This is a genomic window from Roseibium sp. SCP14, assembly GCF_040329475.1.
Classification (GTDB): Bacteria; Pseudomonadota; Alphaproteobacteria; order Rhizobiales; family Stappiaceae; genus Roseibium.
Genome location: NZ_JBDZYH010000003.1, coordinates 412,839 through 427,012, shown reverse-complemented (window position 1 = coordinate 427,012; position 14,174 = coordinate 412,839). Strand labels below are relative to the sequence as shown.

Here is a 14,174-nt window from a genome sequence, read left to right as displayed (position 1 = left end):
GTTGTAGGACAAATTAGAATACGTTAAGTCAGGGGAAGCTAATATCACCGGGACGAAATCATGAGCTTCATCAATTCCAGCGATCTCGAAGGTACTTTTCTTGGCCGTGTTTGGAGGCCGGAAATGTCAGGACCGTCTGTTGTCACAATACGGGAAGGAAATGTCATCGACATTACTTCCAAGGCAGCGCCGACGGTGCGGGACATTTGTGAAATGGACGACCCGGCCGCTTATGTCGGCTCGGTTGATGGAGAAATTCTCGGCTCTCTCGCTGAGATCGCTGAAGTATCCCCCGGAAACCCGTCAAAGGTCCATTTCCTGGCTCCTTGCGACCTCCAATCGGTAAAAGCCTGCGGCGTGACATTTGCAAGCTCCATGGTTGAAAGGGTGATTGAGGAACAAGCAGCCGGCGACCCGCAAAAGGCAGACGACATCAGATCCCGGGTCGGCGCAGCCATCGGAAAGAGCCTCCGCAATGTCAAGGCAGGTTCGGATGAAGCGGCGAAGGTGAAGGACGCGCTCATCGCTGAAGGCTTGTGGAGCCAGTATCTTGAAGTCGGAATAGGCCCCGATGCCGAGGTCTTCTCCAAGGCGCAGGTTCTGTCCTCGGTCGGTCCCGGAGCAGAAGTTGGCCTGCATCCGATTTCGAACTGGAACAATCCCGAACCCGAAGTTGTTCTGGCTGTTTCGTCGAAGGGAACAATCGTGGGTGCAACCCTTGGCAACGACGTCAATCTGCGTGACGTCGAAGGCAGGTCGGCGCTACTGCTTTCAAAGGCAAAGGACAACAACGCTTCCTGCTCCATCGGTCCGATGATACGCCTGTTCGACGCGACATTCTCGCTCGATGACGCCCGCTCGGCGGAATTGGACCTCGAAGTTCAGGGCCTTGATGGATTTGTGCTGAAAGGCCATTCCTCGATGAAGGAGATTAGCCGGGATCCGGAAGATCTTGTCCGGCAGACAATCGGGCGGCACCACCAGTATCCCGATGGTCTCGTTCTGTTTCTGGGGACCCTTTTTGCACCGACACAGGACCGGGAGGTTCAAGGTGAAGGTTTCACCCATAAAATTGGAGACATCGTCACGATATCTGCACCCGGTTTCGGGTATCTGCGAAACACGGTGAAGCTATCGACAGAATGCCGGGAGTGGACCTTCGGCGTCAGTCATTTAATGCGCAATCTCGCCCAGCGCGACCTGATCTGACTTTTGTTGAGCGGCCACGTTTCGCTGCGACTTCTCCATTTGCAAAGCCATTTGCTGCACCAAAAGCCGGTTGAAGGGAAAAACCAGGAAGGGAGCGCTGCCTATGCGCTCCCTGACGCATATCACCCACCTCTTTGTGGTCACTATTACACTCAGAGTTTCACATGCGACAAAGTTCTGCGCGGGCAATTTTTCCCTGGCTCAGTTTTGCAACAAGGTGGAACAAAGAGCGCTCTTTTGATCCTTCAGGCCGTCAATGACGTCGAAGTGGTGCAGCCCCGCATCTTCATGGTAGGACGCGTTTTGCCAGACTTCCGATAACAATCTGGACTGTCGCAGAAATTCAGGACGTTCCTGACCACCGACCCAGGCAACCACCGGGCATTCGCCGACAGGGTCCATCAACGCTGCGCTTTCGGATGCTGCGTCTTCTTCACTCATCTTGAAAGCGTCGTTCATCTGGGTCTTGCACAGCGGGCGAAGGTCATGCAGTCCACTGATGGAAACAACCTTTACGACCCTCTGCAATGTGTCTGCATTCAGCGGGCTGTCGTCGCTTACCATTCGCGTAACGAGATGGCCTCCGGCTGAGTGGCCGCTCAATCTCACAGGCCCCTCGACACGGCTCGCCGCCAGGTTGATGGCTGAGCCGATCTGTTGAGTAATGTCGGCAATTCGAACATGAGGCGCCAAATCATAACTTGGCAAACAAACCGCCCAACCGTCAGTCAGAGCTCCCTGTGCGAAGTGAGACCAATAGGACTTGTCGAAACGAAGCCAATACCCCCCGTGAACGAAAACGACCAACCCTTTTGCTGTCCCTTCAGGACGAAAGATGTCCAGCTTCTCGCGCTCACCAACTCCATAGGCAATATCGAGTTCTTTCGCACCCCACGCGTTTCTGAATGCTCTGGCATCCTCCTCCCAACGTGAAGCGTAGTCTCCAGCGCCTGGAATATAGGCAGCGTTTGCGTATGCATCATCCCAATCGGTAATTGTATTCTCTGTCATCAATATTTTCCCACCCAAGAAACGTCGAGCAGCCAGGTGCATTTTGCACGCGGCCAGCATCAAATATGGAGTGAACGTGCTCCACACCCTGCTTGTCAAATCAGCCGGGTCCGTCCTAACGTCCCATCAACTAAAAATTTAGGGAGGACCCGGGCGAATGATGGAGCGCTGTTCCAACCGTGTCGCCAATCTGGCACATTTCTTGACGAAAAACGCAACGCGTTGGCCGTCGAGACCGGCAATTATCTGGGAAAACAACACCTGGAGCTGGGCTGATCTCGATGCGCGTGTCAGTGCACTTGCTTCCGCTCTTCAATCAGACTTTGGAGTATCCAAGGGCGACTCACTGCTAGTTCAAGCTCAGAATTCCAACCAGATGGCCGAGATCATGCTCGCCTCATTTCGGTTGGGAGCCATATGGGTTCCCTGTAATTTCCGCCAGGCTCCAGGCGAAACCGCCTATGCAGCTCAAAAAGCCAGGGCGAAAGTGTTCCTGTGCGACGCAGAATTCGAGCTGCAAGCAGAAGCAGTTCAGGAAGCGCAGCCGGATCTGAAGGGTATCATCACTGTAGGAGATAGCTCCTATGGAACGTCCTATGAACACCTGATTTCAAGGTTTGCGGGCTCAAACTTTGCCAACACCCCGGTCAATTACAACGATCCGTGCTGGCTGTTCTTCACATCGGGTTCCACTGGACGACCCAAGGCTGTCGTCCTTACCCATGGTCAGATCGGCTTTGTCACCGTGAATTATATGGCCGATCTTCTTCCCGGCACGACAGAGCAAGATGCTTCCCTTGTCATAGCTCCGCTCTCCCACGGCGCCGGCTTGCAACTCATTGCGCAACTTTCCAGCGGCACCGCTCATGTTTTGATGCCGCAAGGCGGATTTGACCCAAAGGCTGCCTTCGAACTGATCGAAAGGCACAAGGTCAGCAACTTGTTCACCGTGCCGACAATCGTCAAACGGCTTGTCGAGGATACCTCTATCGACCACTTCGACCATTCCAGCCTGCGGCATGTCATTTATGCAGGTGCACCTATGTATCGCGAGGATCAGAAACGCGCGCTGGAGAAGCTTGGACAGGTGCTGGTTCAATACTATGGATTGGGTGAAGTGACCGGCAACATCACGGTGCTGCGAACACAGGATCATTCGCTTGAAGACACTGAAACCCGAGTTGGAACCTGTGGCACAGAACGAACGGGCATTGAGATCAGCATCCAGGACGAGGCCGGAAACATCCTTGGACCGCACGAAACCGGAGAAGTCTGCGTAGTGGGCCCCGCGGTTTGCGCCGGTTACCTTGAAGATGATGGTGCCAATGTAAAATCCTTCCGCAATGGCTGGTTCCGTACGGGAGATATCGGCCACATGGACGAACAGCGATATCTCTACCTCACCGGGCGCGCATCCGACATGTACATATCCGGAGGCTCCAACGTGTACCCGAAGGAAATCGAGGAGGTTCTTCTGACCCATCCCGACATTTCCGAAGTCGCGATCATTGGAATTCCGGATCGCAAATGGGGTGAAGTCGGTCTCGCCGTGTGCGTCGCAGAGACGGGAACAGCACCGGAAGACGCCCATCTTGCTGACTTCCTCTCCGGAAAGGTCGCCAAGTACAAGATGCCTGCCCGCTATCTCTTCATCGAGCAAATGCCGACCAGCGCGTATGGCAAGATCACGAAGAAAATTGTGAGGGAACACTTGGAAGAGAAAGGCCTCCTGTGAGACGACCGGCTCCACGAAACCGCTCGGACATCCGGCATCCCGGCCCCCTGGCTGAAGACCGCCGCCCCCATGCCACCTGCCACGCCGACCCCATAAGTCTCGAGTTATCGGATGGGCAGTGGTTGCTTGCGGCTTTGGGCAACTGGGCAGATCGGGAAGGTTATGGCTCGGCTGTTCTTGATCTCAGTGGTCTGAACTTGCGCTCCTTCGATTATGTCATGCCGGACAGGGCAATCGATGATCGCCACGCCGCCTGGTACAGCGATACTCATTCATCAGGTGGAGCGACCCTAGAGGAAGCTGTTGCTATTCTGGGATGGCGGGACGGAACCTGGTTTGCCCATATCCACGCTTATTGGCATGAGGACGGAAAGGCGAGGCTTGGGCATCTGTTGCCCGAGACACTCGTCTTGAACGGATTGGCACAGTCGAAGGGATTTGGACTGACTGGAGCGCGTTTCGTGTCGGAACCTGATCCGGAAACCGAGTTCACACTTTTCCGCGTGAAACAGGATCAACCCAACCCATCAAACCAAAACCACAACGCGGTCATCGCCACGCTAGCCCCTTTTGAAGACTTCCACCAGGGCGTAGCGGCTCTGGCAGATCGATTTTCCGGGCCGACCTACGAGGTTCATGGTCTTGGCAGCTTCGCCGGAGCGGAATTTACCGATGGCCGGATGATGCCGGGTCTGATTTCAGAAATCCTCATTAGGTCCGGGGCCGGTCGGAGACAAGACCAGAAACTGATGTTACCCGTACGATGCGTTGACCTGACCGGACAGCTGTATGAAGGCATGGTCAAACCCGGGGGCGCTCCAACTTTGGTGACATGCGAACTGTTGCTGACTTCTCAAACTACCGTGTCTTCACGCTAGCATTCGACGCTCGCAATCAGGTAGCGGAGCCGCTGATTTCCACGCCCAAAGGAACAGTAAGAGAACATTTACCCTTGCAGAACACAATAGGAACAGGTAGTGTGTTCTTGATTTGTACCACTTGATTCTCGCGGTCAGGGGAAGCCGATATGCTCACGCGCAAGCAGTATGAACTGCTCATGTTCATTCATGAAAGACTGAAGGAAACAGGTGTCCCACCTTCATTCGACGAAATGAAAGATGCCTTGGACCTTCGATCCAAGTCCGGCATTCATCGCCTGATTACGGCACTCGAGGAACGAGGCTTCATCCGTCGCCTTCCGAACCGCGCACGCGCAATGGAAGTTGTCCGCCTGCCCGACTCGATCGCTCCCGGCCTCAGCTCCCCGCGTCCACGAGGCAGCTTCTCACCTGAAGTGATCGAAGGCTCACTGGGCAAGCAGGAGGCGCCTCCTCCGGCACCGGTTGTTGAAACAGCCGGTGCGGAAATTCCGGTCATGGGGCGAATTGCGGCAGGTGTGCCGATCGAGGCTATCCAGACCCACAGCCACTCCATCACCGTTCCGCAGGAGCTACTCGGCAAAGGTGAACATTACGCCTTGGAAGTGCGGGGCGACTCCATGATCGAGGCCGGCATTCTGGACGGTGACACGGTGCTGATCCGCCGGACAGACAGCGCCGATAGCGGTGACATTGTCGTTGCGCTCGTGGATGATGAGGAAGCAACTTTGAAGCGCTTGCGCAAGAAAGGTGCCTCCATAGCTCTCGAAGCAGCGAACCCAGCTTACGAAACCAGGATCTTTGGACCAGGCCGCGTTCGCGTGCAGGGCCGGCTGGTCGCCTTGTTCCGGCAATACTGATCAGGACTGAGCCTGCCAGGCATCATGCACGGCAGGCTTCCGGAGACGCGGGGCGATCACGCCTTGCAGCAACACTTGTGTGCTAGTTTTCTCTTTGAACCTGCTTGAGTTTTTCGCGGGTAAAGGTACCGGGCATGTGCCAAGGTCGCGGATTGGCAGAAACTGCGAATTTGATCTTTGATATTTTCACGCCTGATTGACTGTCGACTTCAGGTTGGTCCGTCTGCGTTGCGTAAGCCATTTTCTCCCTCGACAACCAAATGGATACAGCACCGCGCTCTTCGCGGACCGCTCCGCCTATTGAGGTCGCAGTTCGGCAAGTTTCAGGAATGATTAGGTCGGACACGACAATGTCTGCATGTTCGCAATCCAGACGAAATGCATCTGCAGTTCTTGGAAGCGCAACTTTCAAGGGTGTGTTCAGGGCCGTGTTTAAATCGCCCTCGGAACTTGCGGGATAAGCCAGTACGACGCAGCCACTCGCATCACACCTTACTTGAGGCGATTTCATCTTGCGCGATTTTATCGCTGAACTGACAACACCTTCGCTTGCGAACCAGATATCGGTGGCAAATGACTGCCGTCTTCCGGTCCATCTAAGGAACCCCTGTTCATCTCGTGCAGCCACTCTAACTCCGGAGGATGCAATTTGAATATCTGGCGGTCGCTGCGAGATTAAAAGCAGCGCACCGGCAACCATCGGCATGATCGCCCAAATACGTTGACGACCAGGCAAGAGCAGAACGGCAAAAAAGGAGGAGGTAAACAGCAGAGCCGCCGGTGCGCTCAACTTTCCAACCGCGCCGGCACCGGCATCCAGCTGCGCGGTAAATTCGGCGATTTTCAACAGCCAGGAGATGCCCATCGACATGACCGTCAACGGGAACGATGCGAGACCAAGCGGCATCAGCACCAGCGCCAACACCCCAAGCGGCATGATCACGAGAGAAAACACCGGCATTCCAAGTAGGTTTCCTACGACACCAAACGGCGCAACCTGACCGAAATGATGCGCCCCGATGATACCGGTTGCCAGACCTGCAACACTCGCTGTCACGACAAGTCCTGCACTCCAGCGAAAAGCATTTCGCAACAACAGAGAAATTGGACCGGCTTCTGCCGGCACTCCTCTACCGATCGAAAGCTCTCGGTTTCGCCAAATCTCATAAACTGCGATCAAACAGATGACAGCAGCAAAAGACATCTGAAAACCAGGAAAAAACAGGCGCTCGGGTGCCAGAAGCAACAAAGCCAGTCCGGCGATTGCAACACTGCGCAGCGTTAATCCCCTCCTGCCGACAAGAACACCAAGAAACACCAGCCCGATCATGAGAAAAGACCGTTGCGTCGCAACGGAGGCACCGGAAAGAAGCAAATACACAAACGCTGCGACCAACGCAGCGACGGCAGCCCATTTGTGTGTCGGCCAGCGGAGTGGCAGCGCCGGGATGACTGCGAGTATCAACAGGACAATCGCGTACGCCCCACCAGCAAACAGCGCCATATGCAAACCGGATATCGCCAGGATATGAGCAAGTCCTGCCGCTCTGAGATCCTCCTCCTGTTCTTTGGCAATACCACTGCGATCACCGACAAGAAGCGCGACAGCGAGACTTGCTTCCGGTGTATCTCTAAGTGCCGCCTTTATCTTCGCCCCAATGGTGTCCCGAAAACCCTGCAAAACCGAGCGCAATTGTACATCCAGAGGCGTCTCGTCGTAAGGCACCACCACCGGCGGACCAAAGCTAAATCCAGTTGCACCTATCTGGGAAAAGAAAGCCCGAAAGGAAAAATCATAGTCTCCTGGAGCAACCGGTCCAGCAGGTGGAAACAATCTGGCCCGCACTTCGATCTTGTCGCCGACATTGACGAGAGGCTCAGCAGGAACACGCAGACGAACAAGTTTCGGAAAACCGAGCGCCTCTCGAGATCGGCCTTCCACATTCAATACCTTCACCAGAAGACGGGTACCAGACGCATTGCTCCTCCGTTCAAGCGCATAACCAGAGAGGTTCACGTTCATCTCTTCGCCCAACTTCGGAGCGTCGACAAATGCAGTTCTCATCGAGCCGATCACCACGCCCCCCAGGCAAGCCAACGCCAGTAGAACGAACTTTCCGCGCGCTCCTGAAACTCCAAAGCGGACTGCCACCCCACACGCCAAAGCGAAAAGCATCGCCAACAACAGCCAGTGGGGCTCACCGGGAAGGATCAGATAGCAGGCGATACCGGCGGCGAATGCGAAACCGATCCAAAGAAGACCTTGTTCCTCCCAGAAAAGGCCACCTCTTGCCTTGCGCAACCTGCTCTTCTGGTTTTGAGAAAAAAACGGCTCAAATCGACCACCGTTTTGGGTTCTGGTCCAGCTTTCAGAACTACGATCAGAGAAAAGCATTTTCTGATCTGTACGCCGCGTCGACTCCGCGTCGCGTCGGCTTTTATCTTTGGAAGGTATTTGAGCCCCGTACACCACCTGTCGCTTGCTGGCCTCCTTGATGGAAGAAACCGTGAAGGCCCTATTTTGCCGGAACAAAGCCTGTGCTAATACCGGCGCCACCTAAAAGCGCAATCAGCGCAGATATTCTGACAGAGACTTTCAGAAAGTACCATGGCACAAAAAATCGTCACGCGCTTCGCGCCATCTCCGACCGGTTTCCTGCATATTGGCGGCGCCCGTACAGCCCTCTTCAACTGGCTCTTTGCCAAGCACCATGACGGGAAAATGCTGCTGCGTATTGAAGACACCGATCGCGCGCGCTCAACCCAGGAAGCCGTGGATGCCCTGCTGGACGGTTTGACATGGCTTGGCCTCGATTGGGAAGGTGATCCTATTTCCCAGTTCTCACGCGTCGATCGGCACAAAGAAGCCGTTGAGCAAATGCTTGCGGATGGCTCGGCTTATCGGTGCTACTGTTCGCCGGAAGAAGTCGACGCCATGCGCGAAAAAGCGCGGGCTGAAGGCCGTCCGCCGCGTTACGACGGCACCTGGAGGGACCGTGATCCGTCCGAAGCGCCGGAAGGTGTTTCTCCGGTCATCCGACTGAAGGCTCCCAATGAAGGTGAAACCGTTGTCGATGACATGGTTCAGGGGCGCGTTGTCATTCCGAACAAGGACCTGGACGACTTTGTTCTGATGCGCTCCGACGGCACACCAACTTACATGCTGGCCGTGGTTGTTGACGACCATGACATGGGCATCACTCACATCATTCGCGGTGTCGACCACCTGACCAATGCAGCCCGGCAGACGCTTATTTTCCAGTCCCTCGACTGGGAAGTGCCTGCGATGGCGCATATTCCTCTTATTCACGGTCCGGACGGCGCGAAGCTTTCAAAGCGTCACGGAGCCACCGGTGCTGAAGCCTATCGTGAAATGGGCTACCTGCCGCAAGCGATGCGCAACTACCTGGCGCGTCTCGGTTGGAGCCATGGCGACGAGGAAATCATGTCGCTTGAGGACATGATCAAATGGTTCGGCATGGATGCCGTCGGTCAGTCAGCTGCCAGATTCGACTTCAAGAAGCTGGAAAACCTGAACGGCCATTACATGCGCGCAACGGACGATGCGGAACTTTTAAAACACTGGAAAGTCTATCTCAGCCATGTGGAAAACGGCGAAGAGGTTCTGGCGTGGCTATCAGACGCAGGCAACGAGCAGACAGCGCTCATGGCTTTGCCGGGGCTGAAAGAGCGCGCCAAAACTCTCGTCGAACTGACCGAAAGCGCCTCCTATCTCTGGCGCCAACGCCCCCTTGATACAGATGAGAAGGCTCAAAAGATTCTTACGGATGAGGCAAGGTCCATTTTGAAGGATCTTCATATTGTCTTGTCCAATACCTCTGACTGGGCCGCAGAACCGCTGGAAACAGCCGTAAAAGCCTACGCAGAACAAAAAGAACTCAAGCTTGGCAAAGTGGCTCAGCCTCTTCGCGCTGCCCTTACCGGTCGTGGCACCTCTCCGGGGATTTACGACGTGTTGATCGCCTTGGACCGTGAAGAATCACTTGCAAGGATCAAAGACCAGGAAGCCTGAGAACAACAATGAAAGCGCCCGTTTGATCCTGACGACAATCGGGTGGCTTTGACCAATGGTCATACGGGCCTTTGACCAAAGCGTTATACCGGCCAGCTTGCGGCACTGCAGTAAATGGGCTAGGCAAGAGCCGAAAATTTATCCAGTGCCGTCTGTTGCCTTTGTTGAGATCCTCTCATTCGGGCAGGTCATCAGACTGGCGCGCCAGGTTAACGCAAAGGGGTTTCTGTATGGCCGACAACAACGCCAAGCTCAACGTCGGTGGCACCGACCACGACTTCGACGTACTTGACGGGTCCATCGGACCGTCAGTTGTGAACATTTCGTCCCTGTACAAGGACTCCGGGATGTTCACGTATGACCCGGGCTTTACCTCAACCGCATCCTGCGAATCCAAAATCACCTACATCGATGGTGACGAAGGAACACTGCTTTACCGCGGCTACCCGATCGAACAGCTTGCCGACCACGGTGACTTCCTCGAATCCTGCTATCTGCTTCTTTACGGTGAACTTCCGACCAAGCCGCAAAAGGACGACTTCGTTCAGCGTGTGACGTACCACACGATGATCCATGAGCAGATGAACCGCTTCTATTCCGGTTTCCGCCGTGATGCTCACCCGATGGCGATCATGGTTGGTACCGTTGGTGCTCTGTCGGCGTTCTATCACGACTCCACGGACATTACTGATCCGCATCAACGGATGGTCGCTTCTCTGCGCATGATCGCAAAAATGCCGACAATGGCCGCAATGGCATATAAGTACCATGTTGGCCAGCCATTTGTTTATCCACGCAATGACCTTGGATATGCAGCCAACTTCCTGCACATGTGTTTTGCGGTACCGTGCGAAGAGTACAAGGTGAACCCTGTTCTTGCTCGCGCGATGGATCGCATCTTCATCCTGCATGCCGATCACGAGCAGAACGCTTCAACTTCGACAGTTCGCCTGGCAGGGTCTTCCGGCGCCAATCCGTTCGCGTGTATTGCGGCAGGTATTGCCTGTCTGTGGGGCCCCGCTCACGGCGGTGCAAACGAAGCTGCGCTGAACATGTTGTCCGAAATCGGCTCGGTCGATCGCATTCCGGAGTTTGTTGCACGCGCGAAAGACAAGAACGATCCTTTCCGCCTGATGGGCTTTGGTCACCGGGTCTACAAGAACTACGACCCGCGTGCACGGATCATGCAGAAAACGACGCATGAAGTGCTGGGTGAACTCGGCATCAAGGACGATCCGCTTCTGGATGTCGCGATGGAGCTGGAAAAAATCGCCCTCAATGATGACTATTTCATTGAGAAGAAGCTGTATCCGAACATCGACTTCTATTCCGGCATCACCCTGCGCGCACTTGGTTTCCCGACCACCATGTTCACGGTACTGTTCGCACTTGCGCGTACCGTTGGCTGGATTGCTCAGTGGAAAGAAATGGTGGAAGATCCGTCTCAGCGCATCGGTCGTCCGCGCCAGCTCTACACCGGTGCGACACAACGCGACTATGTGCCGATTGATCAACGCCGATAAGCCAGATGGTGCTGGACCCATTGAAAGGTCCTTCAACTTCAGCTTGGTGAAAATTGAGATGCCGTCAGACTTCTGGCGGCATCTTTTTTTTTGCTGCTCCCTAGGGGAAACCTTGGATTGAACAGAAACAAAATTTCTACCCGCATACATCTGGCGGAACAAAGACTGCAAGTCGAGGTTTTAACTGAAAATCTTCTGACTTCTTTACTCGCACAAAGAAGCAATAGAATCAAAAGGAAGCACATAAACAAATAATATTTCCAGTTTTGTATTTAAAAAAGGCAGGAACATTCATGTATTCATTCTGGTCAAAATGGAATTTTTCCTAACCTGTCAAATTTCTCCAACTCTTTTACAAATAATAAGGAATCACTGCTTACCCTGATTGAAAATAAGCTGCGTAATACACGCTGGGGCTTTCGAGGGGTTGATATGAAGTTCCTGAAATTCGCATCTGATCTGAAGTTTGGTGTAAAAGTTGGCGGTAGCTTTGCTGCGGTTGTAGCGCTCACCGGAATTGTAGGTGGTGTCGGTGCCTACAGCGTGATGACGCTTTCTGAAAGAATGGAAGTCGCAAAGCAATCAACCTCCACGATCGCACAGCTTCAAAACCTTGCCAGCAAGCGTGAAGACTTTCTGTCTTCTCAGGACCTGCAGGCTGCGGAGGCTGCTCTTGTCGACATTGACGGCCTCACAAACGAACTGAAGGTTCTCGAGGACCAGCTGAAAGGCGAACCACAGGCACAGATTCCGGTAGCAGAAGCCGCCTCCGCGGTATCTCAGTTCCATTCCGCCTTTGAAAACGTCGTGGATTTGACTCAAGCCCAATCGGAAAAGCGTCTTGAGCTTGAAAGCGCCGTCCAGGAACTGGAAACTGTTGCTTCCGATATCCTCGGCAAAGCCTTTCTCGCAAGAGACGGCATCGGAGCTGAAGACACAAACGCCCGGAAGACGCTTGTGCTCGCCAACAAGGTGGGACAGGCAGCTGCAAAGTTTCAGGAAGAGGCGCTAACTCTTCAAAATCTATTCAGTGCGGCGGCCAACAATGCCAAGCAGATCGCCGACATCAGACAGCGGATCGACGCCCTAGCGCCTTCGGCGAAAAAAATGGCGGCCAACACATTTGAAGGTATCGATCCTGCAACAGTCCGGAAACTGGCAGCAAAAACAGATGAAATTGCGCAGACGCTGGAAAAACTTTCCACCACAAAGGACTATATACAGATCTTTGACTTGACGGACTCGGCGAAAGCCGGATTTGAAGAGTTGGTTGCGAGCTCGAAAAAAATCAGCTCCGATGCAACTACGGCAATCGACAACGTCTACAAACAGGCGGACGAAATCAAACAACGTTTCTACGCGGCTGATAACGTCTCCGGAACGGTTATGCAGCTGGAAGCAGATGCAATGGCCGTAAAGGCCGCTGCGTTCTATTTCATGGTTGCTCCTTCAGAGACAAACCAGCAAGCCGTTCTGGAAGGGTTGTCCGGACTGACCAAGCTTGCAGGTCGCCTGGAAAAGAGTGCCAAAGACTTCCCCGCGATCCTGGAAAAGGTGCCGGAAGTTGTCGCTTCGCTCGGAAGCTTCGGCTCAACCTTCGATGAACTCGCCGCAAACCAGTTCCAGCTCGAAGGCCAGATCGCCAACATGAAAGATCTGTCTCAAACAGTTCAGGCTCAGATCTCGACAATTTCCTCCGATCAAAGTGCAGCTGCGCAGGCATCCAGCACGAACGCCCTCAGCGTCATCAGCCTCGCGCTTCTCGCTGCAGTTCTGGCAGGTGTCGGCATGGCTATTGCGTTGAACTTTGCTGTCACGCGTCCCTTGCGCCGTACGACTGAAACCATGTCTCAGCTGGCCGACGGAAACACCAATGTCGACATTGATGGCGTTGAACGGGGTGATGAAATCGGCGACATGAGCCGCACCATTCAGGTCTTCAAGGACAATGCGGTCGAACGTATTCGCCTGCAATCGGAAACCGAACAGGAGCAACATCTGCGGGCCGAGCGTCAGGCTCGTATCGAAGAGATGATTACGGGCTTCCGTGAAAAGGCGTCCGAAGTCCTGAGTTCTGTCGGCGAAACGGCACACACGCTGGATGGTACCGCACAGGACCTGAGCGACATCGCAGGTCAGAATTCCAGTCTGGCGGACAGCACCTTCTCGGTTACCGACGAAGCGACACAGAACGTTCAGACAGTAGCCAGTGCTGCGGAAGAACTTGCGGCTTCGATTGCCGAGATTTCCAGGCAGGTCAATCAGACGACCCAGGTTGTTGATCGGGCGACTGAAGGAACTCGCGTTACGAACGAAAAGGTCATGAGCCTGTCCACCGCTGCCACAAAAATCGGTGAAGTGGTCAGCTTGATCCAGGCAATCGCGGAGCAGACAAACCTGCTCGCACTCAACGCCACAATTGAGGCAGCCCGCGCCGGTGAAGCCGGAAAGGGTTTTGCAGTCGTCGCGGCCGAGGTGAAGGAGCTCGCAACGCAGACGTCCAAGGCGACAGAAGAAATCGGCTCGCAGATTACCGAAATCCAGGACGCCACCAAGGATGCGGTTTCCGCTATTCAGGAAATCACTGAAACCATGGAAGAGGTCAACGAATACACCTCAACCATCGCGGCGGCCGTTGAGCAGCAGGGTTCTGCAACGAACGAGATCTCTGTAAACGTTCAGCGCGCAGCGGAAGGCACCGGTTCGGTTAAGAACAACATGTCCGACCTGTCGCAAGCTGTTGCGCAAACCAGTCAATCCGCGAACCTCGTGCTTGGCGCCTCCGGTGAATTGTCGCAAAAGACGGACATGCTGAGCCATGAAGTCAGCCAGTTCCTGGACAATGTTGCGAACGCTTAGTCGACCTGAAAAATCCAATTCCGGGAAACCGGATTGAAATCCCATAATCCCGGGGCTGCTGCAGCG

9 protein-coding genes are annotated in these 14,174 nt (G+C 54.4%); 7 read left to right on the top strand and 2 right to left on the bottom strand.

Translation table 11 applies throughout. From position 1 onward, the window contains the following. Positions 1–60: 60 nt before the first annotated feature. Complete coding sequence (locus tag ABLQ08_RS14570) at positions 61–1,209, top strand: fumarylacetoacetate hydrolase family protein (protein ID WP_352943533.1); 1,149 nt, start codon at positions 61–63, stop codon at positions 1,207–1,209. Between the two features lie 201 nt (positions 1,210–1,410). On the opposite strand, the gene ABLQ08_RS14565 is transcribed toward ABLQ08_RS14570, so the two are convergent. Further along, the gene (locus tag ABLQ08_RS14565; protein ID WP_352943532.1) at positions 1,411–2,220 is read right to left on the bottom strand and encodes an alpha/beta hydrolase; all 810 of its coding nucleotides are present in this window, start codon (positions 2,218–2,220) and stop codon (positions 1,411–1,413) included. A gap of 157 nt (positions 2,221–2,377) precedes the next feature. Here ABLQ08_RS14565 and ABLQ08_RS14560 point away from each other — a divergent pair, with 157 nt between their 5' ends. The 3 genes from ABLQ08_RS14560 (at position 2,378) to lexA (ending at position 5,693) form a co-directional block, all read left to right on the top strand. Continuing rightward, the gene (locus ABLQ08_RS14560; protein ID WP_352943530.1) at positions 2,378–3,955 is read left to right on the top strand and encodes an acyl-CoA synthetase; all 1,578 of its coding nucleotides are present in this window, start codon (positions 2,378–2,380) and stop codon (positions 3,953–3,955) included. After that, the gene (locus ABLQ08_RS14555) at positions 3,952–4,833 is read left to right on the top strand and encodes a hypothetical protein (RefSeq protein WP_352943529.1); all 882 of its coding nucleotides are present in this window, start codon (positions 3,952–3,954) and stop codon (positions 4,831–4,833) included. The genes ABLQ08_RS14560 and ABLQ08_RS14555 overlap by 4 nt, the downstream gene beginning before the upstream one ends. Before the next feature lie 149 nt (positions 4,834–4,982). Beyond that, complete coding sequence (lexA, locus tag ABLQ08_RS14550; protein WP_352943527.1) at positions 4,983–5,693, top strand: transcriptional repressor LexA; 711 nt, start codon at positions 4,983–4,985, stop codon at positions 5,691–5,693. Between the two features lie 82 nt (positions 5,694–5,775). Here the strand turns inward: lexA and ABLQ08_RS14545 are convergent, their stop codons facing one another. Further along, entirely contained in the window at positions 5,776–7,995 is a 2,220-nt protein-coding gene (locus tag ABLQ08_RS14545) for a ComEC/Rec2 family competence protein (protein WP_352943526.1), read from the bottom strand. 306 nt (positions 7,996–8,301) lie between these two features. Here ABLQ08_RS14545 and gltX point away from each other — a divergent pair, with 306 nt between their 5' ends. The 3 genes from gltX (at position 8,302) to ABLQ08_RS14530 (ending at position 14,108) form a co-directional block, all read left to right on the top strand. Beyond that, positions 8,302–9,726: a glutamate--tRNA ligase gene (gene gltX, locus ABLQ08_RS14540; protein WP_352943525.1), complete on the top strand. Its 1,425-nt coding sequence runs from the start codon at positions 8,302–8,304 to the stop codon at positions 9,724–9,726. A 230-nt stretch (positions 9,727–9,956) separates the two neighbouring features. After that, positions 9,957–11,249, top strand: a complete 1,293-nt coding sequence (gene gltA / locus ABLQ08_RS14535) for a citrate synthase (protein ID WP_352943523.1) — start codon at positions 9,957–9,959, stop codon at positions 11,247–11,249. 432 nt (positions 11,250–11,681) lie between these two features. Then, positions 11,682–14,108 carry a methyl-accepting chemotaxis protein gene (locus ABLQ08_RS14530; RefSeq protein WP_352943521.1) on the top strand — a complete coding sequence of 809 codons (2,427 nt, stop codon included), beginning with the start codon at positions 11,682–11,684 and terminating at the stop codon, positions 14,106–14,108. The last annotated feature ends 66 nt before the right edge of the window (positions 14,109–14,174 follow it).